17 protein-coding genes and 2 tRNA genes are annotated in these 25,260 nt (G+C 73.1%); 14 read left to right on the top strand and 5 right to left on the bottom strand.

Translation table 11 applies throughout. The features are described 5' to 3' along the window. Positions 1 to 138 precede the first annotated feature (138 nt). The 7 genes from I8920_RS12155 (at position 139) to I8920_RS12125 (ending at position 9,322) form a co-directional block, all read left to right on the top strand. Positions 139 to 1,593 (top strand): MFS transporter, encoded by a 1,455-nt coding sequence (locus tag I8920_RS12155; protein WP_332873162.1) that lies wholly within the window; start codon positions 139 to 141, stop codon positions 1,591 to 1,593. 162 nt (positions 1,594 to 1,755) lie between these two features. Then, a complete protein-coding gene (locus tag I8920_RS12150; RefSeq protein WP_198656579.1) occupies positions 1,756 to 2,436 on the top strand; it encodes a GntR family transcriptional regulator in 681 nt (226 codons plus the stop codon). Positions 2,437 to 2,675: 239 nt separating this feature from the next. Beyond that, positions 2,676 to 3,986, top strand: coding sequence for an LCP family protein (locus I8920_RS12145; protein ID WP_232832733.1), 1,311 nt, complete (start codon positions 2,676 to 2,678; stop codon positions 3,984 to 3,986). A gap of 353 nt (positions 3,987 to 4,339) precedes the next feature. Next, positions 4,340 to 4,429 (top strand) — tRNA-Ser (locus I8920_RS12140). 203 nt (positions 4,430 to 4,632) lie between these two features. After that, positions 4,633 to 5,637 carry an AAA family ATPase gene (locus tag I8920_RS12135; protein WP_198658748.1) on the top strand — a complete coding sequence of 335 codons (1,005 nt, stop codon included), beginning with the start codon at positions 4,633 to 4,635 and terminating at the stop codon, positions 5,635 to 5,637. Between the two features lie 47 nt (positions 5,638 to 5,684). Next, positions 5,685 to 6,968, top strand: a complete 1,284-nt coding sequence (locus tag I8920_RS12130) for a DUF58 domain-containing protein (protein ID WP_198656577.1) — start codon at positions 5,685 to 5,687, stop codon at positions 6,966 to 6,968. Beyond that, on the top strand, positions 6,965 to 9,322 hold the full coding sequence (locus I8920_RS12125; protein WP_198656576.1) for a transglutaminase family protein: 2,358 nt from the start codon (positions 6,965 to 6,967) through the stop codon (positions 9,320 to 9,322). Before I8920_RS12130 ends, I8920_RS12125 begins: the two co-directional genes overlap by 4 nt. A gap of 46 nt (positions 9,323 to 9,368) precedes the next feature. Here I8920_RS12125 and I8920_RS12120 read toward each other — a convergent pair whose 3' ends face one another. Both I8920_RS12120 and I8920_RS12115 read right to left on the bottom strand, forming a co-directional pair. Beyond that, positions 9,369 to 9,968: a TetR/AcrR family transcriptional regulator gene (locus tag I8920_RS12120; RefSeq protein WP_198656575.1), complete on the bottom strand. Its 600-nt coding sequence runs from the start codon at positions 9,966 to 9,968 to the stop codon at positions 9,369 to 9,371. Positions 9,969 to 10,191: 223 nt separating this feature from the next. Continuing rightward, a complete protein-coding gene (locus I8920_RS12115) occupies positions 10,192 to 10,965 on the bottom strand; it encodes a trimeric intracellular cation channel family protein (RefSeq protein ID WP_198656574.1) in 774 nt (257 codons plus the stop codon). 69 nt (positions 10,966 to 11,034) lie between these two features. Between I8920_RS12115 and efeU the strand changes: the two genes are divergently transcribed. From efeU to I8920_RS12100, 3 genes are read left to right on the top strand one after another with little or no spacing between them, the layout of a single operon-like run. Beyond that, on the top strand, positions 11,035 to 12,639 hold the full coding sequence (gene efeU, locus I8920_RS12110) for an iron uptake transporter permease EfeU (protein ID WP_198656573.1): 1,605 nt from the start codon (positions 11,035 to 11,037) through the stop codon (positions 12,637 to 12,639). Next, the gene (gene efeO / locus I8920_RS12105; protein WP_198656572.1) at positions 12,626 to 13,852 is read left to right on the top strand and encodes an iron uptake system protein EfeO; all 1,227 of its coding nucleotides are present in this window, start codon (positions 12,626 to 12,628) and stop codon (positions 13,850 to 13,852) included. The genes efeU and efeO overlap by 14 nt, the downstream gene beginning before the upstream one ends. Further along, a complete protein-coding gene (locus I8920_RS12100; protein WP_232832732.1) occupies positions 13,849 to 15,297 on the top strand; it encodes a Dyp-type peroxidase in 1,449 nt (482 codons plus the stop codon). The genes efeO and I8920_RS12100 overlap by 4 nt, the downstream gene beginning before the upstream one ends. Before the next feature lie 307 nt (positions 15,298 to 15,604). Here the strand turns inward: I8920_RS12100 and I8920_RS12095 are convergent, their stop codons facing one another. Further along, positions 15,605 to 17,968, bottom strand: a complete 2,364-nt coding sequence (locus I8920_RS12095) for a bifunctional metallophosphatase/5'-nucleotidase (RefSeq protein ID WP_198656571.1) — start codon at positions 17,966 to 17,968, stop codon at positions 15,605 to 15,607. A gap of 82 nt (positions 17,969 to 18,050) precedes the next feature. Then, on the bottom strand, positions 18,051 to 19,205 hold the full coding sequence (locus tag I8920_RS12090) for a Gfo/Idh/MocA family protein (protein ID WP_232832731.1): 1,155 nt from the start codon (positions 19,203 to 19,205) through the stop codon (positions 18,051 to 18,053). A 75-nt stretch (positions 19,206 to 19,280) separates the two neighbouring features. On the opposite strand from I8920_RS12090, the gene I8920_RS12085 reads away from it, so the two are divergent. The 3 genes from I8920_RS12085 to I8920_RS12075 all read left to right on the top strand — a co-directional run bounded on the left by I8920_RS12085 (position 19,281) and on the right by I8920_RS12075 (position 21,703). Further along, positions 19,281 to 20,702 (top strand): glucose-6-phosphate dehydrogenase, encoded by a 1,422-nt coding sequence (locus tag I8920_RS12085; RefSeq protein WP_198656570.1) that lies wholly within the window; start codon positions 19,281 to 19,283, stop codon positions 20,700 to 20,702. Between the two features lie 28 nt (positions 20,703 to 20,730). Continuing rightward, a complete protein-coding gene (locus I8920_RS12080; RefSeq protein ID WP_198656569.1) occupies positions 20,731 to 21,516 on the top strand; it encodes a dienelactone hydrolase family protein in 786 nt (261 codons plus the stop codon). Between the two features lie 114 nt (positions 21,517 to 21,630). After that, a tRNA-Arg gene (locus I8920_RS12075) sits at positions 21,631 to 21,703 on the top strand. Between the two features lie 259 nt (positions 21,704 to 21,962). Here I8920_RS12075 and I8920_RS12070 read toward each other — a convergent pair. Next, on the bottom strand, positions 21,963 to 24,080 hold the full coding sequence (locus I8920_RS12070; RefSeq protein ID WP_198656568.1) for an acyltransferase family protein: 2,118 nt from the start codon (positions 24,078 to 24,080) through the stop codon (positions 21,963 to 21,965). Positions 24,081 to 24,164: 84 nt separating this feature from the next. On the opposite strand from I8920_RS12070, the gene I8920_RS12065 reads away from it, so the two are divergent. After that, positions 24,165 to 25,247 carry a hypothetical protein gene (locus tag I8920_RS12065; RefSeq protein ID WP_198656567.1) on the top strand — a complete coding sequence of 361 codons (1,083 nt, stop codon included), beginning with the start codon at positions 24,165 to 24,167 and terminating at the stop codon, positions 25,245 to 25,247. Positions 25,248 to 25,260 lie beyond the last annotated feature (13 nt).

Genomic DNA, 25,260 nt, shown 5'->3' with positions numbered 1-25,260 from the left:
GTGAGTTCTCACAGCACGCGCGATCGCCGGGATCTCGGCGAGGGAACCGGACGCGGTGATGCGGGATCCGGCTCCGGCGCCGGTCGACGTGGTTCAGCATCTGAACCAGATCGGCGTCTGCGGCGTACGGTCCGCCCCGTGAGCAGCGCGAACGGAACGATCACGAGCCTGGTGCCCGCCAGGATGGACAGACTGCCGTGGACCCGGTTCCACTGGAGCGTGGTGGTGGGTCTGGGGGTGTCGTGGATCCTCGACGGTCTGGAGATCCAGATCGTGTCGAACGCCGGGTTCCAGGCCGACCTGGACCTGTCGACGCAGCAGGTGACCCTGCTCGGCACCATCTACCTGGTCGGCCAGGTCGTCGGTGCACTGGTGTTCGGGCGCATGTCCGACCGGCTGGGGCGCCGGAAGCTCTTCATCCTGACGCTGGCGATCTACCTGATCGGCTCCGGCATCGCCGGCCTCGCGCAGGACTTCTGGTTCCTGGCGGCCTTCCGGTTCGTCGCCGGGCTCGGCATCGGCGGCGAGTACGCGGCGATCAACTCCGCGATCGACGAGCTCATCCCGGCGAAGTACCGCGGGCACGTCGACATCGCCATCAACGGGACGTACTGGGGCGGTGCCGCGCTCGGGGCCTTCGCGAACATCTACCTGCTCGACACGTCGTACTTCGCCGAGAGCGTCGGCTGGCGCATCGGTTTCTTCCTCGGCCCGGTGCTCGGCATCGCGATCATCTTCCTGCGCCGGCACATCCCGGAGAGTCCGCGCTGGCTCATGACGCACGGGCGCGAGGAGGAGGCCGAGGCGACCGTCGCCCGGATCGAGGCGTCGGTGGAGCAGGCGACCGGCCAGCGCCTGCCGGAGGTCGACCGGTCGAAGGCGATGACGGTCACGCCCACCGACCGCGTGGGCTTCCTGACCATCGCGCGCGTGCTGCTGCGGCAGTACCCGACCCGCACCCTGGTCGGCGCGACCATGATGATCACGCAGGCGTTCCTGTACAACGCGATCTTCTTCACCTACGCGCTCGTGCTCACGAACTTCTTCGGGCTGAAGACCGCGGAGACGGCGGTCTACTTCTTCCCGTTCGCGATCGGGAACCTGCTCGGGCCGATCATCCTCGGTCGGTTCTTCGACACCTGGGGTCGGCGCCAGATGATCTTCCTGACCTACCTGGTGTCGGGGCTCGTGCTCGCGACCTCGGCGTTCCTGTTCCGGGCCGACGCCATCTCGGCCACCGTGCAGGTCGTGTTCTGGTGCGTGTCGTTCTTCTTCGCCTCGGCCGGGGCGTCGAGCGCGTACCTGACCGTCAGCGAGATCTTCCCGCTCGAGCTGCGGTCGCAGGCCATCTCGTACTTCTTCGCCCTCGCGCAGATCTTCGGTGCCGTCGCCCCCGCGATCTACGGCGCGTTCATCGGTGACGGGTCCTCGCGTGAACCGCTGTTCTGGGGGTACCTGCTCGGATCGGCGGTGATGATCGCGGGCGGGGTCGTCGCGCTCGTGTTCGGTGTCGACGCGGCGCGCAAGGGCCTGGAGGACGTGACGCAACCCCTGTCGGTGCTCACCGGGGAGGCGGAGCGCGGGCGACGCTGAGGCGGCGCGCTGACATTTCGTATCCGGAGTGTTTAGCGGCGTCGACGCGGCGCTGTCATCGTTCGTCCATGGCACTCCTCCACAGCGCGACCTCGGCGGCCCCGATCCACGGCGGCGGTGACGCTCCCCTCGGGCGGTCCGTCCGTGCGTGAGCCTGGCGTGATGGAGTACACACCCCTCCGGGCCTCGGTCGGTGACCTCGACCCGCACGGTCTGCGCCGCAGCCTGCTCCGCGACGCGGTCTTCCTCCGCCTGCTCGACAACGTCCTGCGGGGGGAGTACCGCCGCGGTCAGCGTCTGCGTCTCGACACCCTGGCGTCGGACATGCGGGTCTCGCGGACGCCCGTGCGCGAAGCCCTGGTCACCCTCGAGTCCCTGCAGCTCCTCACGGTGCAGCGGTACGTCGGGGTCGTCATCTCGCAGTGGTCCGTCGAGCAGATGGTCGAGCGCGTCCGGATCGCGCGGACGATGCTCGCCGACCCACCCTCGAGCACCCCGGCGACGGACGACCGGTTCGACACCGCGTGCCTGCGCGGCTGCTGGACCGAGGCCGGCGCCTTCGTCGAGCTCGGCGCCTGGTACCTGCGGCGGCGTGGCTCGTCGGTGAGTGCGGAGTGGGTGCTGTCGCAGCGCATCGTGCTCGACATGTTCTTCACCGACGACGTCGCCCTGGCGAACGGCATCGACGCCGCGGTCGACCGTCGGCGACGGGTCGAACTCGTGGAGCGGGCGGCCGAGGCTGCCCAGCGCGACGCCCTCGACGACTGCGCGGCGGCGCTGCTCGACCTGGCGGCGACCCTGATCGGGCTGCCCGGTCGCTTCCGCACGGTCGTCCCGGCCTGACGGTCGGGGTCGCGGCCGGCCTGTCGCCGGTCGCGGGTGCTCCGCGGGACCTTCGCACTGGATCGTCAGGGAGCCGCGTGGCACGCTGGACCGGTTGCCGTCCCGTCGTGTCCATCGACGGGTGCGCCCGTCGTGCCCGTCGACGGGGCTGCCCCGTCTTGTCCGTCGACGGAGCGTGTGCGGCGTGTCCACCGACGACAGGAGTGCCCGTGCCCGACGTCCGCGATCGATCCCACCGCATGAACCGAGCGGACGGGATCGCACGGCACGGACGTCTGCCGCGGTCGTCCCCCTTCGGCGCCGCCGCCAAGCTCGTCTCGGGGGTCGTCGCGGTGGCGCTCGTGAGCACGGCGTCCGTCGGCGCCATCGCCGCGAAGCAGGTGTCGGACGACCTCGGCGACGGCGTCGCGATCGAAGGGCAGCCCGCGCCCCGGTCGAACGGCACCAGGGCGCCGTCGCTCGACGCGTACGAGGGCGGCTTCAACATGCTCGTCGTGGGCACCGACAACGACCCGGAGCAGAGCGCCGCGTTCGGGGAGCGGGACGCCACCCTGAACGACGTCAACATCCTGCTGCACGTCTCCGCCGACCACACCAACGCGACCGCGGTGAGCATCCCGCGCGACCTGGTGACGCCGATCCCCGCGTGCAGGAAGACCGACGGCTCCGGCACGGCCCCGGCGATGGCGGCGCAGCCGATCAACACCTCCTTCGGCGAGGGCGGCCTGAACTGCGTCACGCAGACGGTGCAGGGGCTGACCGGGCTGGACATCCAGTACTCGGCGGCGGTGTCCTTCAAGGGGGTCATCGAGATGTCGAACGCGATCGGCGGCGTGCCCGTGTGCGTCGCGCAGCCGGTCCGCGACCCGTACACCGGGCTCGACCTGCCGGCGGGCACCTCGACGCTGCAGGGGGACGAGGCACTCGCGTTCCTGCGGACCCGACACGGCGTCGGCGACGGCTCCGACCTCGGGCGCATCTCGAGTCAGCAGGTCTTCCTGTCGTCGCTGCTCCGCACCGTGAAGTCGAACGACACGCTCGGCTCGCCGGCCCGGCTGTACAAGCTGGCGCGGGCGGCGGCGTCGAACATGCAGCTGTCCCAGAGCCTGAACGACATCCCGACCATGGTGCAGATGGGCCTGGCGCTGCGCAGTCTGCCGCTGGCGCAGGTGAACTTCGTGCAGTACCCGGGCACGACCGGCGGCACCGGGGTCTACGAGGGCAAGGTCGAGCCGACGACGTACCTGGCCGACCGGTTGTTCGCCAAGATCAAGGCCGACGAGTCGTTCTCGCTCGGTGCCGACAGCACGGGCATCGGGTCCGAGACGAGTCCGTCGCAGCCGAGCGCGGCCCCGTCCGCACCCGCTGCGCCGTCGTCGCCCGCTGCCCCGTCCGCACCGGCTGCGCCGTCGTCGCCCGCCGCTGCGCCGTCCGGCGGCACCGCGTCGTCGGGCGCTCCCCGCACCCCCTCGGCCACGCCCGAGACCATCGACGGGCTCGAGGGCCAGTCGGCCGACCAGCGGACCTGCTCCAAGGCGTTCGGGTACTGACGGCGGGCCGGCGGGGCCGCCGCGCGTCGACCCGCCCCTGAACGCAGGAACGGGGGCGCGGTGGTGGGCCGCGCCCCCGTGGAAGTCGCTCCCCGAGCGGCGCCGGGCGATCGGGCGCGCCGGGCCGACTCGGAGAGCGACGTCGGGTGCTGTGTCGCGACGACGGGGACGAGCCCCGGAACGTGATTGCCGCGTCCCGACGATGCTATGCAGCGGGGTACACCGCGACAACCCCCTGGTGTCCCCACTTCAGGGGACTGCGCTCCCCGGCCCGTGCCACGCGCGGGTGCGGCGTCGGGTCGAGAGTCGTCCGGTCCTCCTGTATGGTGGTCGCAGCGCTCGCGAGAGTGCTTGGAGACGTCGCATAGTCCGGCCGAGTGCACCACCCTGCTAAGGTGGAGTCCCCTTTGAGGGGACCGAGGGTTCAAATCCCTCCGTCTCCGCACCACACGAAACCCCGGTCCGTCAGGACCGGGGTTTCGTCGTTCCGCTCGCGGCCACGGTCGGCGCGCCGGACGGGAGGCCCGGACCGCGCGGGCAGACCCGCTCACGTGATCCGGGCCTCCCGTCCGCTGCGCACTGCGGCGCACGGAGCGTCTGCCTGTCACCGGGCCGATGTAGCATGCACGACACCTGTCCCGCGACGATGGAGCCCTGCGTGCCGGAGCCGACCGACCCCACCTTCCCGCTCGAACACATCCGAGCGGTGGGTGACGACATCGTGGCCTCCGTCTCCACGGTGATCGACGGCAAGACGGACGCCATCCGCACCGCGCTCACCGTGATGCTCGCCGAGGGGCACCTGCTGGTCGAGGACGTCCCCGGGGTCGGCAAGACGGTGCTCGCCCGGGCGCTCGGCGCCTCGGTCGGTGGGTCCGTGAACCGTATCCAGTTCACGTCGGACATGCTGCCGTCGGACGTCACCGGCGTGAACATCTTCGACCAGTCGTCCGGCACGTTCCGGTTCTCGCCCGGGCCGGTCTTCGCCAACGTCGTCATCGGCGACGAGATCAACCGCACCAGCCCGAAGACCCAGTCGGCCCTGCTCGAGGCGATGGCCGAGTCCCAGGTCACCGTCGACGGCGTCACCCGGCAGCTCGACCGGCCGTTCATGATCGTCGCGACGCAGAACCCGATCGACATGGAGGGCACGTACCCGCTGCCCGAGGCCCAGCGCGACCGCTTCATGGCCCGCATCGCGATGGGGTACCCGAGCGTCGACGCCGAACGGCAGATGCTCGCGAACCGCGGCGGCAGCGACCCGTTGTCGCGCCTGCGGCCGATCGTCGACGTCGGCACGCTGCGGCAGGTCATCGAGACCGTCGCGCGGGTGCACATCGCTCCCGACGTCGAGGCCTACATCGTCGCGATCGTCCGCGCGACCCGGACCCACCCCGACCTCGTGCTCGGCGCCAGCCCGCGTGCGACCCTGCACCTGGCGCAGGCGGCCCGTGCGCACGCGGCCCTGCTCGGTCGTCCGTTCGTCACGCCGGACGACGTCGCCGCGCTGGCGCCGATCGTGCTGGCGCACCGGCTCGTGCCGGTCGCCCGCGGCCTCGGCGGCGCCGCCGAGGACACCGTGCGCGAGATCGTCGTCCGCATCGTCTCGGACACCGCGATCCCGTTCACGGCGACCCCCGTCCGCTCCTGATGGCCGGCCGGTCGGCGTCGTCGTCGGTCCTGCGACGAGCGGGAGCCGTGCGCTCGACGTCGCGCCGGTACGCCCGCCGCGGGTTCGCCCTGCTGCGCCGCACCCCGTTCCCCCGACCGACGGTGCGGGGATGGACGGTGATCGCCGTCGGGATCGGCCTGGTCGGCGGCGGACTCGTCGGCACCACGAGCGTGGCGGTCTCGGCCGGGCTCCTGCTGCTCGTGCTCGTCGTGCTCGGCATCGTCACGGCGTTCGTCGTCGCGGCACCGCTCCGCGGGACACGGAGCACCGCACGGGCGATCGTGCAGGTCGGTGAGGTGTACCGCGAGCGCATCACCCTCGGCGGCACCAGCCTGCCGATCGGCCCGCGGGCGACGCTGCTCGTCCGGGAACAGCTCGACGACGCCTTCGCGAGTGCCTCGGACGCCGAGACGTACGCCCAGGTGGGCCCGGGCCTGCCCCCGGCGGTGCTCGACGTCGAGGCGCTCGCCGTGCACCGGGGGCGCTCCCTGGTCGGCCCCGTCACCATCCGCGTCGAGGACCCCTTCGGGCTGCTCCGCATCGATCGTCCCGTGGTCGCCGCCGAGGAGGTCGTCGTCGTCCCCGCCTCGGCCCCCATCGGTGCCATCGACGCCGGTGCCCTCGCCGGTGCCGTCTCCGCCGACGAGGGACGGGTCGGTCAGGGTGGGTCCGCCGACGACAGCGAGCTCCGTCCGTACCGGCCGGGCGACCCGATCCGCCGGGTGCACTGGGCGCAGAGCGCACGTCGGGGCGAACTGCACGTCCGGCAGACGACGCAGGCCCAGCCTCCCGAGGCCGTGATCGCGCTCGACGTCCGCCGCGAGTCGTACCAGCGCCTCGGCCGCGAAGACCTCGCCGAGATCTCGGACCTCGGCGGCGACCAGGCGTTCGAGCACGCCGTCGTGGTGGCCGCGAGCGTCGCCCGGGCCCTCGCGGCGCGGACCTCGCGCGTCGTCCTGGTCAGTGACGGTCCCGACGGGAGCACCCGGCACACCGGTGACGTCGGCGGCCTGACCGACGTCCTGGTGGGCCTGGCGGACGTCCGACTGCGCACCGACGCCCGCGAGGTCACCGACGTCCTGCCCGAGGTCCGCGGTCGCGACGTCCACGGCATGACGGCCGTGGTCACCGGTGCCTGCTCGGTGGAACAGGCCGCTCAGCTCGTCAGCGCGACGAGCGGGTCGAGCCGGGGCATCATGGCGACCATCGTGCCGCCGGACCCGGTGGTCCGGGGGATCCTCGACCGTGCCGGCTGGCGCACCCTCGTGGTGCCCGTCGCCGGTGCCACACCGTCCGGAGCCGCCCGGTGAGCGGCGCCGCTGTGCCGACGCGCGGGCGGACCGACGTGCGCGAGATCCTCGACCGCGACGACGACCTCCGCGACGTCCCGAGCACGTGGGTGGTCGCGCTCGCCCCCGTGCCGGTCCTGATCGCCGCGCTCGCCATCCGTCCGCTCGTGCAGGGCACCGCGTGGTGGGTCTCCGGGGTCGTGGTCGTCGCCGTGCTCGTCGGCGTGGTGCTGGCCGTGCGGCGCCGTGCGCCCGGGGTCCGGTTCGTGGCCCTGGTCGCCGCCGTGGTCGCGTGCTCCTGCGCCGCCGCACTGGTCAACGACGTCCAACCGCTCGGGTGGCTCGACGCCGACGGGGCACTGGGGGAGACCCTGGCCGCGATCCGGCTCAACCCCGCGCCGCTGCCGCAGACCGATGCGATCCGGCTGATCGTGACCGTGTCGATCGGCTGGGTGGCGGCGGTCTCGCTGTTCGTCGCCGCCGTCGCGCGGATCCCGTCGCTCGCCGCGGCGCCCGCCCTGGTCATCCTCGTCGTGCCCGGCATCATCACCGGTCAGCCGGCGAGCACCCCGCTGGTGGTCGGCACGGCGGTGGCGTTCCTGGTGCTGCTCTGGCTGTCGGTCCGCCCGGTGCAGCGAGCGGTACCGGCCGCCGTCGTCGGGGCGATCGGCCTGGTCGTCGCCGTCGGCCTGCCCGCGGTCGTCCCGCTCAACGCGGGCTGGCTGTCCGGCGTGACGGGCGCGATCCAGTCGCCGATCCAGCCCGGCCGGCCCGGCACCCTGCTCGAGCTCGGTGACGACCTGCGCCGCCCGAACGAGCTCGAGGTGTTCCGGTACCGGTCGTCGGACGGCCAGCCCGAGTACCTCAAGCTCGCCGACCTCGACGAGTTCGGCACGGGCGACTGGGTGCCGACGGTCACGAACGCCGCCGAGGCGGAGACCGCCGACCAGCAGCAGTGGGCCGAGGGCGTGAACCCGCGCCTGGCGACCCGCGGCGACGTGACCGTGCGGATCACCGGCCTGTCGAGCACCTACCTGCCGGTGCCGTCGGGTGCGGTGTCGATCGAGTCGCAGTCCACCAACCTCGACCTGTCGCAGTGGCGCTGGATGGGGAACTCGAGCACCGTCCGGTCGACGGGGGCGGCGACGGCCCGGGGCGCGATGTACGAGGTCTACGGCGCCTCCACCTTCGCGAACGAGTACCTCGACGCGGTCGCCGCCTCCGGTGCCCTCGGTCGGACCGACGGGCGGGGCTTCCGCGCACCGAGCGACGAGCAGCTCCGCACCGACCTGACCCTGCCGGACGACCTGCCGGAGAACATCTCGGCCGAGGCCGCCGACGTGTCCGCCGCCGCCACCGACGACTACGGGCGGGCGCGCGCCCTCGAACAGTGGTTCCGGAGCGACCTGTTCACGTACTCCGAGACCGCGCCGGTGGAACAGGGCTACGACGGCGACAGCATGGACGTCGTCTCGACGTTCCTGCGCGTGCGCGAGGGGTACTGCGTGCACTACTCGTCGGCGATGGCCGTGATGGCCCGCTCGCTCGGCATCCCCTCGCGCATCGCGGTCGGCTACCGGGCGGGATCACCCCAGCCCGACGGCGAGTACGCCGTGTCGAACCGGCAGTTGCACTCCTGGCCCGAGCTGTACATCGAGGGGGCCGGCTGGGTGGCGTTCGAGCCGACGCCCGACTCCGACGAGGCCGCTCCCAGCGAGGAGCCCTCGGCGTCCCCGACGGCCGTCACCCCGGAGACGCCGCTGCCGGCTCCCGAGCAGACCACCCCGGCCGACCCCTCGGCGTCCCCGACCCCGTCGGCGACGTCCGCTCCGGGTGCCGCGGGGGCATCGGGCAGCGGTGGCGGTGGCCCCGCCGGGCTGCTGGTCGGGCTGCTGCTCGTCCTCGCCGTCCTGGTCGCGCCCGCTGCGGTGCGTGCCGCCCGGAGGCGTTCCCGATCGGCGGCGGTGGCGGCCGGACGGTCGCCCGCCGTGCAGGCCTGGCGCGAGGTGCTCGACGACGTCGCCGACCACGGGTACGCACCCGGGGTCGCGCCGACCGGTGATGCCGCCGCGGTCGCGCGCACGGCCCGAGCGGTGCTCGGGCGCCTGCGGCCGACGCTGCCGGCCGCGGTGCTGCCGCACCTGGAGGCCGTGGTGGACGCGGTCGACCGCGAACGGTTCGCCGCCGACGGGGCGGCATCCGTCGACACGGCTGCGTTGACCCGCCACCTCCGGGAGGCCCGGTCTGCCCTGGATGCGTCGGTGTCGGCCGCGCGGGTGGTGCGGTCGCGTCTGCTGCCGCCGAGCCTGCTGCCGTCGTCGGCCTGGTCCCACGACGGGCCGCGCCGCCGCGGGCGGGACCGCCGCACGGCCTGACGCCGCGGGCGGGACCGCCGCACGGCCTGCGCCGCGCTGACCGCGCTCAGCGGGGGCGGACGATCGCCTCGACCAGGGCGGCCACGACCTCGCCGGGGTCCACCCCCGGGAACGCCGGGGTGTCGAACACCAGGCCGACGTTCACGGCGATGAGCGCGCTCGCGAGCATCTCCGGCGACAGGCCCGCGTCGACCTCGGGGTGGGCGTCGAACCACATCCGGACGAGCCCGAGTACCCCGTCCTGCAGGGCCCGTCGCTGTCGGACGAACTCGGGCAGGAACTCCGGGTGCCGCACGGCGTACCCGCGGAAGGCCGACAGCAGCGCGAACTGCTCGCCCTGGTCGTGCCGTCCGAAGGCCGCGCGCACGACGTCGCCCAGGTCGGCGGCGGCGACGTCGGCGTGCACGAGTTCCTGCAGCGACGCGAGCACCACGTTCGTCGACCGCTGCATGACCTGCGCGAGCAGGTCCTCCTTGCTCGAGAAGTTCGAGTAGACCGCGCCCTTGCTGAAGCCCGCGCGGGCGGCGACGTCGTCGAGCCGGGCACCGTACACGCCCTGCTCCGCGAACACCGCGGCACCGGCGACCAGCAGGCGTTCACGGACCTCCGCACGCGGGGTGCGCGGGGTGGGGGCATCGTCGCTCATCGGTTCCTGCTTCGACCTGGCCCGGAGGCCGCCGGGTGGTGCAGCGTGGGGGAGACCTGCCGCGCCGCGCGTCTGATCCCGCGCGGCATCAGCGAAGCCCCCATCCCCACGTCTGCTCGGAACCGGCGCGTTCGGGTCGCGTCGGTGCTGTGCGGACAGCGTGTACCGGGACGATACCCGGCGGTACTGATGGTAGCGCCGGACGTCGAGGGAGGACAGCCCTTCAGTGCTCGTCGCCCGTGTCGTGCTCTTCTCGGACACTGCCGGCCCCGGTCCGACGTCCGGGGCGACGCAGCAGGCGCAGGGCGTCGGGCCGCAGACTGCGACCGCGGCGGAGCAGGGACCCGAGCGTGGACTTCGGCTGCCAGTCGCGGCCGTTCGGCAGCCCCCAGCCTCGGCGGACCGCACCCCAGCGCAGCCCGAGCGACAGCGTGATCGCGAGCAGGATCCCGATCGACGGTGATCCCAGGGCCGACGCGACGACCATCACGGCCGACGCGGCGACGGCGACGGTGGCGTAGAGCGCGTTCCCGCCGAACACCGCGGGCACGCGGCGGAGCAGCAGGTCGCGCATGGCGCCGCCGCCGACCGCGGTGATGGTGCCCATGATGATGGCCGCGGGCCAGTCGAGTCCGGCGTCGTACGTGCGTTGGACGCCGACGACGGCCCAGAAGCCGATGACCGCGGCGTCGAGCACCGTGAACAGCCGGTCCCACGTCAGCTCGGAGAACGACACGAGGAACGCGACGAGCGCTCCGGCGACGGCGACCGGCACGTACAGCGGGTCGACGAGCGCGACGGGCGGGCCGTTCTGCAGCAGCGTGTCCCGGAGCATGCCGCCGCCGAGCCCGGAGACGAAGCCGACGACCACGAACCCGAACAGGTCGAGGTCCATCGCGCGGGCGATGGACCCGCCGAGCAGGGCGGACGCGAAGACCCCGGCCAGGTCGAGCACGTTCGTGACCGACGCCAGACCGTCGACGGACAGCAGGTTCATGAGAACCATCAAACCTCACGCCGCAGGAGTGGCGAGCCGCTCCGGGGTTAGGTTAGCCTCACCTTCGTCATGCTCGCCACCCTCGTCATCGGCCTCCGCGAAGGCCTCGAAGCGACCCTCATCGTCGGCATCATCGCGGCGTTCCTGCGACGCAACCGCGTCCCGCTCGTCCCCATGTGGTCGGGCGTCGGGCTCGCGGTGCTGCTCAGCATCGCCGTCGGCTTCGGGCTGCAGGCCGTCGAGCAGGCGCTGCCGCAGGCCCAGCAGGAGGGCATGGAGGCGGTCGTCGGCGTCGTCGCCGTCGTCTTCGTCACCGGCATGATCGTCTGGATGCGCACCCACGCGCGCACCCTGGCGAAGGACCTCGAGGCGAGCGCGACCGCGGCGCTCGGCCGTGGCGCCGCGTGGGCACTCGCCGGCATGGCGTTCCTCGCCGTCCTCAAGGAGGGCTTCGAGACCTCGGTCTTCCTGCTCGCCACGTTCCAGGCGTCGTCCGACACCGGACTCGCCGCCCTCGGCGCCGTGGTCGGCATCGCCGCAGCGGTCGTCGTCGGGTACGGGATCTACACCGGCGGCGTCCGCCTGGACCTGTCGAAGTTCTTCACCGGCACCGGCGTCTTCCTGGTCTTCGTCGCCGGCGGTCTGGTGCTCACCGTCCTCCGCCGCGCGCACGAGGCCGGCTGGATCGTCATCGGCCAGCAGCGCACCGTCGACCTGACCTGGCTCGCCCCGAACGGCTCCGTGCAGGGGGCGCTGGTCACGGGAGTGCTCGGCATCCCGCCGGACCCGCGGGTCGTCGAGGTGCTCGGCTGGGTCCTGTACGTCGTCCCGGTGCTGGCCCTGACGCTGTGGCCGCGGCGGTGGCGTCCGTCCGCGGCGCGCGTGCCCGCGGTCCGCCTGGTGGTCGCCGGGGCGCTCGCCGTCGCCGCCGCCGTGCTGGCGGTCGCCGTGCCGTCCGGCAGTGCACAGCTGCCGCACACGGTCGCGGTACGCGGAGACGCCACGTCGGTCTCGGTGGACGTCGACGGCGCGTCCGGCGTCCTCCGCGTGGCCGGCGACGACCGGGAGGCCCGGCTGCGGTTGTCGGCGTCGGCCCACCGCTGCGTGACGCGCGCGGGCGTGGCCGCCGACCGGTGGCGCGTCGTGCAGGCCGGCACCGGTGCTCAGGGGAGCGGTGCCGACCGTCCGTCGACGCTGACCCTGGACGACCTCGTCACCCTGTTCGGCCGCCTGCCCGTCGGAGTCTCCCCGTCGACGAACCCCGGTCCGTTCGCGGCCCGCTGGGCCGTGCGCGACACGGTGACCCTGTGGACGGTCCGTGGTGGGGTCCTGGACGCGACCCGCGACGAACGCGAGGTGCTGACGCTGAGCGGTGGGGGCCTCCCGTCCGCGCGCACCACGACCCTGGACCGCACCGTCTGGTCCGTCCCCGACGCCAGCGTCGAGCGGTCGGCCGCCTCGGTGGCCGCTGCGGACTCCCGATCAGCCGACCTGCTGCTCTGGAAGGCCTGGCTGCCGATCGCCCTCGGCGCCGCGGCCGCCGTGCAGGCGCTGCTTGCCCTCCGTGACCGCCGTCGCCGGCGCCTCCCCACCGTCCCCACCCCCGAACCCGTACCAGCTCGTGGCCCTCCGGCCGCGGACCCTGCAAGGAGCACCGACCATGTCCTTCGGTAAGCCCGTCCGACCCCTGATCACCCTCGGCGCCCTCGGCGCCGCCGCTGCCCTCGCGCTCACCGGCTGCGCCGGCGGGTCCGCCGAGGCCGGTGGCTCCGGCTCCGGCGACGAGGCGAAGGTCTCCCGCGTCACCATCACACTCACGAACGACGGGCAGGACGCCTGCGCGGTGTCCACCACGAAGGTTCCCGCGGGCCCGGTCACCTTCACCGTCGAGAACGAGTCGTCGACCGCGATCACCGAGGTCGAGCTGCTGCAGGACCAGCGGATCCTGGGCGAGAAGGAGAACCTGGCGCCCGGGCTCGACGCCGTCCGCTTCACCGCCACGCTGACCGGTGGCGAGTACCAGGTGTACTGCCCCGGCGCCGAGACCGAGCTGACGGACTTCACCGTCACCGGCAAGGCCGCGTCGACCGCGGACAGCAGCGCCGCGACCCTGCTCCGTGGCGGGGCGACGGGCTACGCGACCTACGTCGACGGCCAGGTCACCGACATGGTCGCCGCGGTCGAGCAGCTGCAGCAGGACATCGACGCCGGCGACCTGGACGCGGCGAAGACCGACTACGCGAACGCCCGCCCGTTCTACGAGCACGTCGAGAGCGACGTCGACGGGTTCGTCAAGAAGGGCTTCGACGCCACCGACAACGCCGGCAACCTCGACTACCTGATCGACATGCGCGCGTCGAACCTCGACCCGGCGGTCGGCTGGAGCGGGTTCCACGCCGTCGAGAAGGACCTGTTCCAGGCCGGGAGGATCACCGCGTCGACCAAGCGGACCGCGGCGGACCTGACCGAGAACGTGCGCCTGCTCGCGAAGCTCGTGCCGACCCTGGACTACAAGCCGGAGGACCTGGCCAACGGTGCCGCCGGCCTGCTCGAAGAGGTGCAGTCGAACAAGGTCACCGGCGAGGAAGAGGCCTACAGCCACATCGACCTCGTCGACCTGGCCGCCAACGTCGAGGGCGCCCGCCAGGCCTTCGCGTACCTCAAGCCGGGGCTGACCAAGCTCGACCCGACCCTGACGAAGCAGATCGCGGAGCAGTTCGACGCCACGAACACCCTGATGGACGGCCACCGCGACGCCGACGACCTGGGTGGCTTCGCCACGTGGGACGCCGCGACCAAGCGGTCCGACGCGAACACGATCTCGCAGCAGATCCAGGCGCTGCAGGACCCGCTGTCCCGTCTGGCCGAGAAGGTCGCCACCGCGTGACCGGGCCCGATGACGCCGGTCGGACCGAGCCGGCCGACACTGCGCCGGCCGACGCTGCGCGCACTGCGCCCGACGCTGCGCCTGTCGCGCACGTCGCACCCCCTGACGGTCGTCGCGCCCCGGAGCAACGGGGCGCGACGACCGCAGCGGGGCGCGGTTCCGGACGCGATCCGGGACGCGGCTCCGGACGGGTCTCGCGACGCGGGCTCTTCGGCGCCGGGCTCGCCGCCGCGGGCGCCGGCGTCGGTGCCGCCGCGGGCATCGGCGGTGCCACGGCGGCGACCGGGGTGGACCCGTTCACCGCGGCGACGAACGGCGACGAGTCGATCGACCTGTCGCAGTCGTACCCCTTCTACGCGACGGCGGCCCGCACACCGCAGGGCGGGATCCGCACCACCCCGCAGCGGCACTGCGTGTACATGACGTTCGACCTGTCGACGACCGTGACGACCGAGCTGCAGGTGCTCCTCGCCCGCTGGTCGGCCGCGATCGCACAGCTGCAGGCAGGCGAGACCGTCGGCAGCGTCGAACCGGCCCACGGCAACGGGGTCGGCGCCGACACGGGCGAGGCGCTCGACCTCGGTCCGGCCTCCCTGACCGTGACGGTGGGGCTGGGACCCGGCGTGTTCGACGAGCGCTTCGGTCTGGCCGACCGGCGTCCCGCCGCGCTCGCCGACATCCCGACGCTGCCGAGCGACGAGCTGCAGCCGGGTCTCACCGGCGGTGACCTGTCCCTACAGGCCTGCGCCGACGACCCGCAGGTGGCGTACCACGCGGTGCGGGACCTGGCGCGGATGGCCCGGGGCACCGCGACGGTGCGCTGGACGGTCATCGGGTTCGGACGCGCGTCGGCCGGGCCGCACCAGCGCACGCCCCGCAACCTGATGGGCTTCAAGGACGGCACCCGGAACATCACGACGGACGCCGACCACGAGCGGTTCGTCCTGCTCGACCGCGACGCCGGGTGGATGGCCGGCGGCACCTACCAGGTCGTGCGGAAGATCCGGATGAACATCGAGACCTGGGACGCCGACGTCGTCAGTGACCAGCAGCGGGTGTTCGGCCGCACCAAGATCGAGGGCGGGCCGCTGTCCGGGGGCGGCGAGCACGCCACCCCGGACTTCCACGCGCGGGACGCCGACGGCGCGACGAGGATCGACCCGCGGTCGCACATCGCCCTGGCCGCGCACGAGGCGAACGGCGGGGTGAAGATCCTGCGGCGGCCGTACAACTACACCGACGGGATCGACGAGTACGGACAGCTCGACGCCGGGCTGCTCTTCATCGCCTACGTCAACGACCCGGAGCACTTCACCCGGCTGCAGCGGAGGCTCGGCGCCTCGGACCGGCTGAACGAGTACGTCTCGCACATCGGCTCGGCCGTGTTCGCCGTACCGCCGGCACCGCGCAAGGGGTCGTACATCGGTGAGCAGCTCTTCCGCTGAGACGGGAGTGGGCGTCCTCCGCCGTTTCCCTGGAGGCGGAGGACGCCCGCGTCGCGGAGTCTCGCCGAACGGAACCACCGTCGACTTGCTGAAGGCGACCCGGCGCGACGCGTCGCGGAGCGACAGGGCTGAGGATAGCGCGCGGATCCGCGGAACAGCAGGGCTGGACGAAGAATGCACAGTCGGCGTGCCCGCAGGACCACGAGCGCGACGTGCCGGACGTGCACCGGGCCTCCAGATCGACGCGGAACGGGCCGCCTCACCAGGGTGAGACGGCCCGTTCCGGCGTGTGCCTGGAGGCTCGGCTTCAGTCCGTCAGGACCGTCGCGTCACGTCGAGCCCGCTTGCGGCGGGCGACCACGAGTGCCGTCATCCCGGCGAGCAGCAGGAGCCCGGCGGCGATGGCCGGAGCGGCCAGGTCGGCGCCCGTGAAGGCGAGGTCGCCACCGGCACGCGGTGCGTCGTCCGCGTCGCCGATGCCGGTGCCGTCACCGGTCCCGGCGTCGCCGCCGGCACCCGTGCCGGGCCCGGGGGTGACCCCGCCGCCCGTGCCCGGGGTCGGGTCTGCCGGGTCCGTGGGGTCGGTCGGGTCCGTCGGGTCCGTGGGGTCCGTCGGGTCGACCGCGGCCGCGACCGGGATCGTCACCGCGAGGGTGACCCGCTGCCCGCCGGGCAGGGTCACGACGAGCGGGGCGTCCGTGGTGGCGACCGGCTCCGCGGCGGCGGCCAGGGAGACCGAGCCGGCGGTGCGGGCGGCGGCCCGGGCGGCGGGCGCCTCGATCTCCGGGACCGTCACGGTCAGGGACGCGCGGCCCTGCTCGTCGGTCGTGTCGACGATCGTCCGGTCGATCACGGACGAGGCGAGCACCTCGCCGTCGGCGCTGACCGACACGGTGCCGGCCTCGGTGGCGTCGTCGCTGCTGAACACCAGCGACGACAGGTCGAGGTCGATCTCGTCGCCGGGCTGGAAGCCACCGGCCGGGGTCGGCGTGACCCGGACGCCGACCGCGCGCTGGGCCTGGTCGACCTCGACGGCACGGTTCGCCTCGAAGTACTCGACCTGGGCCTCGAGGTCGACCTTGCCGCTGTCCTGCTTGGCGGCGGCGGCCTTGAACGCGCCGAAGTTGTCTCCACCGCTGGCGAGGAACGAGTTGACGGTGACCTTGTAGGTGGTGGCGTCGACGATCGGTTCGCCGGCGAGCGTCATGGACGTGATGCGGGAGCCGGCGTCGGCCTCCGGGTCGTAGGTGTAGGTGAAGCCCTGGGACGCGCCGAGCTTCAGGAAGGGACGGCCCGCGGTCGACGGCTGCCACTGCTGCTCGAGCGCCTGCCGGATCTGCGCGCCGGTCAGGTCGAGGACCACCAGCGTGTTCGCGAACGGCTGGACGACCGCGGCCTCCTTGTAGGTGACCGAGCCGGACAGGACGTCCGCGCGGAGCCCGCCCGGGTTCATGAAGGCGAGCTGCGACCCCTGGCGCTTCGTCGCGGTGCGCTGGACCTCGGCGACGAAGTTGCCCAGGGTCGACTCACCGCCGCGGTTCTCGGACCGGTCCGTCTGCACGGCGCGACGCAGGTCGCGGTCGACGGTCCCGAGCTCGACCTTGCCGGCCTCCTCGGCCGCGGCGAGGGCGGCGTCGACGGTGGTCTTCACGGTGGTGTCCGCCGGGTACGTGCCGTCGACGAGCCGGATGTTCTCGGCCGTCGTCGGCGTGACGGTGCCGTCGGCCGCGACGGTCAGCTGCACGTGCCCGAGGTTGAAGCCGTACGAACCGGTCTGGATGACCGGGCGGGCGACGGTGCCGCCGGTCGGCACGACCGAGTGCACGTACGTCTGGTGGGTGTGCGCGGAGAGGATCGCGGAGACCTCGGGCGACACCCCGCGCACGGCGCGGGCGAAGTCGCCGCTGCCGTTCAGGTCCGCCGCGGCCGACGTCTCGGCGCCGTCGTGCACCAGGAGGACCAGGACGTCGGCCTCGTCGTTGGTGTCGTCACCGTCGGAGAGCTGCGCGGCGACCTTGTTGACCTCGGTCGTGATGTCGCCCATCCGCAGGCCGGCGATGCCGTCCGGGCTGACGAGTCCCTGGCCGACGAGGTCCACGGTCGCGCCGATGAAGCCGACGCGCTTGCCGCTGATCTCCTCGATCGCGTAGGGGTCGAACGCGGGCTTGCCGGTGGCCGCGTCGAGGATGTTCGCGGAGACGTAGTCCCACTTCGCGTTGCGCGCCTCCGGTGCGCCGATGACGCGGTCGCGCAGGTCGTCCTGGCCGCGGTCGAGCTCGTGGTTGCCGATGGCGCTGACCGACAGGTCCATCTGGTTGAGCACGTCGATGGTGGGCTGGTCCTTCGCGATGAAGGACTCGAACGTCGAGCCACCGATGTTGTCGCCCGAGCTGACGAACGCCGAGGTCGACGTGTCGGCTCCGCGGAGCTGCTGCAGGGCCCCGGCGAGGACGGCGGCTCCGGCGGCGTCGCCGTCACGCGGCACCGGCTTGGAGATGGACTGGGCGATGCGACCGTGGAAGTCGTTCACGTTGTACAGGTCGATCGTCGTGTCGCCCGGTGCGGCGACCGCGGCGGACGGGAGGGACAGGGCGACGAGGACGCCGGCGGTCGCGAGTGCTGCACCGCCGGCGGCACGCCGTCGCCGGCGCATGGAGGAGTGGAGGTTCATCGACGGGGAATCTACGAGGATGCACAGGAGACGCGCCAGAGGTGCTGCGAAGTCGTCACGCGGAGTTCACACGACGCCGGCGTCAGCGGATCTCCTGCCACGCGTCGGTCGCGGCGCTCGTCACGACGGCGTGCACCACCTCGGCGGCACGGGCACCGTCGGCGAAGGTCGGCAGGCCCTCCGGCGTCCCGCCCCGCACCGCCGCGTAGGTGTCGGCGACGAAGGCTGCGAACGCGTCGAGGTAGCCCTGCGGGTGGCCGGACGGCACGACGGCGAGCCGACGCTGGTCGAGGTGCCCCTGGGACGGGTCGCGGACGACGATCTGTGCGCCGCGCTCGTTGCCGAACCAGGCGGACTCGGGCTGCTCCTGGTCGAAGGCCGCCGAGCCGCGGGTGCCGTCGACCTCGAACCACAGACGGTTCTTCCGGCCGGCGGCGACCTGCGAGATCACGACGTTGCCGATGCGGCCGGTGGTGGTGCGGAACGTGGCGACGGCGGTGTCCTCGGTGGTGACCTCGGCACGGTCGCCGGCGTTCGCGACGGGGTCCGGGTCGGGCGAACCGGAGAACGACGGACCCGAGGCGGCAGGGCGGGTCGGGTAGACGATGTCGGTCGCGGCCGAGACCGAGGCGAACCGCTCGCCCGTGACGAACTCGACCAGGTCGCACCAGTGCGAACCGATGTCGGCGAAGGCCCGGGACAGCCCGCTCGAGGTCGGGTCGACCCGCCAGCTCGAGGCGTCCTCGTCGAGCATCCAGTCCTGCAGGTAGTGCCCGTGCACGGCGAGCAACCGGCCGAGGTCGCCGTCGGCGATGCGTGCGCGGACCTCGCGGACCATCGGGTGGTACCGGTAGACGAACGGCACCGTGGCGACGACGCCGGCGTCCGCCGCGGCGCGGACGAGCTCGGCGGCCTGCGCCGGGTCGATCGCCAGCGGCTTCTCGCACACCACGTGGACGCCCGCGGCCATCACCGCGAGCGCCTGGGGGTGGTGCTGGTCGTTGGGCGTGCAGACGTGCACGACGTCGGGGGCGTCCGCCAGGACCTCGTCGAGCGAGGCGTACCCGCGGGGCAGCCCGAGCTGCTCGGCGGCCTGCTCGGACCGCGCGGCGGTGCGTCCGAGGACACCGAGCACGTCCGCACCCGAGGCCCGGGCGGCACGGGCGTGGACGCCGGCGATCATGCCCGTCCCGACCACGGCGACACGGAGGCGCCGTCCTTCGTACCCACTGCTCATGGTGCTCCCTCGCGCCCGACTGCCACCACCGTACCGACCGGTCGTGCGCCGGGCTCGGTGAGTACGGTCGAGGGCATGTCGAGCCTCCAGACCAGCCTGCTCATCCTCGGAGCGAGCGGCGACCTGTCCAAGCGCCTGCTCCTGCCCGGCCTCGCCACCCTGCTCGAGGTCAAGGACGACTGGGACGTCCAGCTCGTCGGCGCCGGCGTCGAGGACCTGTCCGACGACGCGTGGAAGGCGCAGGTGCGCGAGTCCTTCGAGAACGCGCAGGCGTCGAAGAACGAGGAGGACGAGGGCGCCTCCGGTGACGCCACGCTGTCGGAGCGGCTGCGCGCCGTCGTCGACGCCTCGACGTACCGGAAGGCCGACGTCACCGACCCGGACGACCTGCGGGCGCTGCTCGCCGCGTGCGACCACGACCCGGCCGTCTACTTCGCGCTGCCGCCGGCCGTCACCGAGAAGAGCTGCGAGCAGCTCGCCCACATCGACCTGCCCGCCGGGACCCGTCTGGCGCTCGAGAAGCCCTTCGGCACCGACGCCGACAGCGCCGCGCACCTGAACGACCTGCTGCACTCGTTCATCCCCGAGGAGCGCATCCACCGCGTCGACCACTTCCTGGGCCGCTCGACCGTGCTCAACCTGCTCGGGCTGCGCTTCGCGAACCGCATCATCGAACCGCTGCTGTCGTCGCAGCACGTCGAGCGCGTCGACATCGTGTACGACGAGACCCTCGGGCTCGAGGGACGCGCCCGCTACTACGACAAGGCCGGCGCGCTCACCGACATGATCCAGAGCCACCTGCTGCAGGTGATGGCCGTCGTCGCGATGGAGGCACCCGCCTCGATCGACGCCGACGACCTGCGCACGCAGAAGGAGCTCGTGCTGCGCGCCGTCCGGCCCTGGGGTGGCGACCCGGTCACCGCCGGCAAGCGCGCCCGGTACACCGCCGGCACGGTCGGTGACCGGCAGCTGCCGTCGTACGTCGACGAGGACGGCGTCGACCCGTCGCTCGGCACCGAGACGCTCGCGCAGCTCACCCTGGAGATCGCGAACTGGCGCTGGGCCGGGGTGCCCTTCACCCTGCGGTCGGGCAAGGCGCTCGCGCAGCAGCGCCGCGAGATCGTGATCACGTTCAAGGACTCGCCGCACGTGCCGCTCGGGCTGACGGGTGCGGTGCTGCCCGACCGGCTGCGCATCTGGATCGCGCCCGACGAGATGCAGCTCGAGCTCAACGTCAACGGTGCGGGCGACCCGTACGCGATCGACCACACGAGCCTCGACGTGACCTTCAACCCGGGGCGGCTGAGCGCCTACGGCGAGGTGCTCGCCGGTGTGCTCGAGGGCGACGCGACGCTGTCGGTGCGCGGGGACAGCGCCGTGCAGGGCTGGAAGGTCGTCGCGCCGTTCCTCGACGCGTGGGGGAGCGGCAAGGCTCCGCTCGACGAGTACGCGGCGGGCTCGAACGGCCCGGACGACTGGGACAACATCGAGGCCTGAGCCGACGGGCGGCGTAGCGTCGGGTGACGTGACCACCACCGACGACGTCCTGCAGACCGTTCCCGAGCCCGCCGGGGCCGACATCCGTGTCGAGCCCCTCCGGTACGACCACGAGGGCACCGAGTTGCTCGGCGTGCTCGCGAAGGACGCCGCGATCGCCGGCCGGCGGCCCGCCGTCCTGGTCGTGCACGACTGGCACGGGGTCAACGAGCACGTCGAGGCGCGCGTCACGATGCTCGCGCGGCTCGGGTACGTGGCGTTCGGCGCGGACGTCTACGGCGCCGGGGTGCGCCCGGGCGACGACACCGCCGGGGAGGTGGCGGGCGGGTTCTACCGCGACCTGCCGCTGCTCCGTGCCCGGGCGACCGCCGGTCTCGAGCGGCTGCTCGCCGACCCCGACGTTGATCCCGCCCGGGTCGTCGTGATGGGGTACTGCTTCGGCGGGTCCACCGCGCTCGAGCTCGCCCGGACCGGGGCCGACCTGGTGGGTGCCGTGTCGTTCCACGGCGGCCTCATCGTGCACGAGCCGTCGGACGCCGCGGCGATCCGGGCCAGGGTCCTCGTGCTCACCGGGGGAGCGGACCCGATGGTGCCGGACGAGGCCGTGCACGCGTGGCAGGACGAGATGCGCGCCGCACCACAGGTCGACTGGCAGGTCGTGACGTACTCGGGCGCGATGCACGCGTTCGCGGTGCCCGGCACGGACGCGCCCGACCACGGCGCGCAGTACCAGGCGCAGGCGGACCGTCGGTCGTGGCAGGCGCTGCGGGTGTTCCTGGCCGAGGTCTTCGACGAGGAGCCGGCCGGACTGTGACGCGCTCGTCCGGCGACCGGGCTCCCCGCGACACGCCGAGAGCGGGGGGTCGGAGGGCCTCGATTGGCGCCCGCGCCGCAGCTGTTGTAGAGTCTTCCACGGCCGCAAGGCCACGCGCTCGTAGCTCAATGGATAGAGCATCTGACTACGGATCAGAAGGTTGGGGGTTCGAGTCCCTTCGAGCGCACAGTGAGACGAAGGCCCCGGCGACATCGCCGGGGCCTTCGTCGTTCCCGGGCGGGGACGTTCTCGCGCAGGCCGCCGCGCTGCTCTCCCGCCCCGCGCGACTTCGACGCGTCCCGCCCCGCGCCACTTGGTGAGCAGAAGATGTCGGGTCGGCCGCCGTGACCCGACATCTTCTGCTCACCAAGTGCACGCGCAGCGATCACACGCGCACGCTCCGCACCCCCGAGCGCCCGCGCCGCACGCCACGCGCGCGCCCCGCGTCAGCGCTCGAACGCGGCGAGCCGGCGCTGCAACGCCCGCTCCAGGTACGGCTCGAGCGACGTCGCCCACGTGGCCGTGATGTGCGAGGTGTCCCGGTAGACCACGACGCCCCCGACGACCGCGGGGCAGCTCGTCGCCGTGCAGTAGTGGTCGCTCAGGTCGATCGCCGCCGCACGGCCACCGCCCTCGCGGAACGCGGCGACCGCCTCGACCGTCGAGTCGGTGGTGCCGAGGGCCTCGGAGCGGGGACGGTCGCACGCGTCGGTCGTCGGCCCGGACATCCGGCTGAGGCAGGCGATCACGTCGCGCTGGGGGATCGGGTTGTCGCGGATCGCGATGACGGGCAGCTCGTCACCGGCGGCCTGCTCCCACGCGTCGACCATGCCGTTGCGGGTCGCGGCGTCGCGGCGGGGACCGGCGGGCAGGCTGACGGGCATCTGGTTCGTCGCGTGGGTCACGACCAGGGCGTCGGCGTCGCGGTGCTCGCGGACGTAGTCGATCGCGGCGTGCTTCCACGCGTTGCAGCCGCGCATGGCCCGCAGGGTCACGGCGTCCTGCTGCGCCGTCGTCAGGTAGCAGCCGCCGACCCCGGCCAGGTCGATCCGCCACCCGTTGTCGTCGGCGATCTGCTCGTACGCCCCGAGCAGTGCGTTGCTGTGCGAATCACCGAGCACGATGAGGCGCTTCGACCACCCGGTCTCCTTGCCGAGCACGCAGGTACGGAACCGACCGTGCCAGCACTCGGCGCGGTTGTCGTCGTCGTCCGCGGCGGCTGCGGGCGCGGGTACGCGGACGTCGGCGAGCTCGGGGTCGGTGCAGGCGTCCTCGAAGCCGATCCGCGCCGCGGCCCCGAAGCAGGACTCGTCGTCCTCGTCCTGCTGCTCGGTGGTGATCCGCTGCGCCGTCTTCGCGGCCTCGACCTGCTGCACGTCGACGGCGGTCAGGGTGCCGGCGCCGAGGGTCAGGACGGTGAACGAGCAGATGACCGCGAGGGAGGCGACCCCGCGCGGCCGGAGGTGCCGCAGCCAGGTCGAGAACCGCACCGGTTCCTCGAACCACAGGGTCGACGCGGTGGCCAGGCCGACGGCGACCAGGAGCGCCGCGGTGCTCGTCGCCCCGTCGAGCGGGTGGCCGAGCACGATCGGCAGGATGACGACGAGCGGCCAGTGCCACAGGTACAGCGCGTACGAGATCCGCCCGACGAACGACACCGGGCCGAGCGCGCCGACCGTCTCGAACACGGTCCCGCCGCCGAACAGCACCACCAGGGCCGCGCCCGCCACGGGGAGCAGCGCCGCGGCTCCGGGGAACGCCGTCTCCGGGGTGATCACCACGAGGGACAGCGCGAGCGCCACGACACCGATCGACGTGCCGACGAGCCGGACGCGCGCCGCGACCTCGGTCCGGACCTCGGGCAGGCGGACGGTGGCGGCGAGTCCGCCGAGTGCGAACTCCCACGCGCGGGTGCCCGTGGAGAAGTAGGCGACCCCGGGGTTCGTGGCGGTCTGCACGACGCTCCACACCAGCGACAGCACGACGACGGCGCCGAGCAGCAGGCGCGCGGTGGTCAGGGGAGCGAACCGCCCCCGCGCCACCGTGGCGACCCCGACCAGCAGCAGCGGCAGGGTGATGTAGAACTGCTCCTCGACCGACAGGGACCAGAAGTGCTGGAACGGGGACGGCCCCTCGGCGGACCCCAGGTAGTCGACGGCGTTCGCCGCCAGCTCCCAGTTCTGCAGGTAGATCGTCGAGGCAATGAGTTCGCGCCCGTACTGCCCCCACAGCGCGCTCGGCACGGCGACGAGCACCGCGGTGCCCGTCACGACGATCGTCAGGAACGCGGCGGGCAGCAGACGCTTGGCCCGGCGTGACCAGAACCGGCCGAGTCGGACGGTGCCGGTCTCGACCTGTTCACGCACCAGCAGGCCGGTGATCAGGAACCCGGAGATGACGAAGAACACGTCGACCCCGACGAACCCGCCGGGCAGGGCGCCCGGCCACAGGTGGTAGACCACCACGGCGAGGACGGCGAACGCGCGGAGGCCCTGGATGTCCCACCGTGTCGTTTCGCGCGCTCGGTGCGCGGGGCCCCGCTCGCCCGGCGTTGCTGTACTCACTGCGTCGATCCTAGGAGACCGCGTCCCGCCGGCGGGCGCGCGCTCGTCGGCCGGCCGCTACGATCCTCGACGGGAGGGGGACCGATGGACCTGCGCTGGCTGACCGCGTCCGACGACGAGCTCGCGGCGAGGACGGCGGACCTGCCGCTGCCGCACGGTCGGCGTCCGCACGGACGCTGGTGGACCGTGCTGCTCCTGGCGATCGAGGTCCCGCTCGCCTGGCTCGCGTCCGCACTCGTCGTGTGGGGGACCGCCCTCGTGCACGACGGCGGCGGGGTCGGCGACGTCGTGCGCTGGGTGGTCTGGCTCGTGGTGCTCGTCGGTGGCGTCGTCGGGCTCGTCGTGTTCCTGGTCCGAAGCGACCGCCCGCAGGCACTGCATCCGGACGAGGCGCGTGCCGTCCTGACGGGGGCGGCCAGCGGCTACCCCCTGCTGCCCGTCCGCCCGAAGCCCCTCGACTCGATGGTCACGCCGCGGTACTCGGGGATCCGTGCGTGGCCGCGCTTCGGCTCCGCGCCCGTGCACGCCGACGGCGTCCCGGACGTCGAGTTCGGCTCGGTCCTGCGCCGGTGGATGGTCTCGCGGGACTGGACCTACGTGGTCGTGCGGCTGCCCGGCACGCTGCCGCACCTGCTCCTCGACGCGACGGCGAACGACGGCCGCCGCAGTGACCTGCCGGTGGTGCTCCGTCACCGGCAGCGGATGTCGCTGGAGGGCGACTTCGACCGGCACTTCCGCGTGTGGGCGCCGGAGGACTACGGGCAGGACGCCCTGTACGTGCTCACCCCGGACGTGATGGCCGCGCTCGTCGACCACGCCCCCGGCTGGAACGTCGAGATGATCGACGACCGGGTGGTGTTCTCGGCGCCCGGGACCGCGGACTGGTCGCGTCCGGGGCCGTGGATCCGCGTCGAGGCCGTGCTGACCGAGGTCGTGCCCCGGATCGTGCGCGCCGCCGCCCGGTACCAGGACGACCGTTCGCTGCTCGAGGACGGCCGGGCGGACGCCATCGCGGCCGCCGGCCGCCGCCTGGTGCTGCGCGACCGGCGGAAGAGCCGCGTGCGTTCGACGTGGGCCGGCATCGCGTGGATGGGCGTGGTCTGCGTGTCCTACAGCGGTCCGCTCGCCGTCGCGGTCGTCGGCTCGAGCTCGGTCGTCGACCACTGACGGACGGGAGGCC

The organism is Curtobacterium sp. YC1 (genome assembly GCF_016267665.1).
Taxonomy (GTDB): Bacteria; Actinomycetota; Actinomycetes; order Actinomycetales; family Microbacteriaceae; genus Curtobacterium.
This window is presented reverse-complemented; position numbering and strand designations above follow the sequence as displayed.

Coding starts and splice junctions, on each gene's coding strand:
- I8920_RS12150 (WP_198656579.1), top strand. CDS start 1,756: ATGGAGTACACACCCCTCCGGGCCTCGGTCGGTGACCTCGACCCGCAC.
- I8920_RS12145 (WP_232832733.1), top strand. CDS start 2,676: ATGAACCGAGCGGACGGGATCGCACGGCACGGACGTCTGCCGCGGTCG.
- I8920_RS12135 (WP_198658748.1), top strand. CDS start 4,633: ATGGAGCCCTGCGTGCCGGAGCCGACCGACCCCACCTTCCCGCTCGAA.
- I8920_RS12120 (WP_198656575.1), bottom strand. CDS start 9,968: ATGAGCGACGATGCCCCCACCCCGCGCACCCCGCGTGCGGAGGTCCGT.
- I8920_RS12115 (WP_198656574.1), bottom strand. CDS start 10,965: ATGAACCTGCTGTCCGTCGACGGTCTGGCGTCGGTCACGAACGTGCTC.
- efeU (WP_198656573.1), top strand. CDS start 11,035: ATGCTCGCCACCCTCGTCATCGGCCTCCGCGAAGGCCTCGAAGCGACC.
- efeO (WP_198656572.1), top strand. CDS start 12,626: ATGTCCTTCGGTAAGCCCGTCCGACCCCTGATCACCCTCGGCGCCCTC.
- I8920_RS12095 (WP_198656571.1), bottom strand. CDS start 17,968: ATGAACCTCCACTCCTCCATGCGCCGGCGACGGCGTGCCGCCGGCGGT.
- I8920_RS12090 (WP_232832731.1), bottom strand. CDS start 19,205: ATGAGCAGTGGGTACGAAGGACGGCGCCTCCGTGTCGCCGTGGTCGGG.
- I8920_RS12085 (WP_198656570.1), top strand. CDS start 19,281: ATGTCGAGCCTCCAGACCAGCCTGCTCATCCTCGGAGCGAGCGGCGAC.
- I8920_RS12065 (WP_198656567.1), top strand. CDS start 24,165: ATGGACCTGCGCTGGCTGACCGCGTCCGACGACGAGCTCGCGGCGAGG.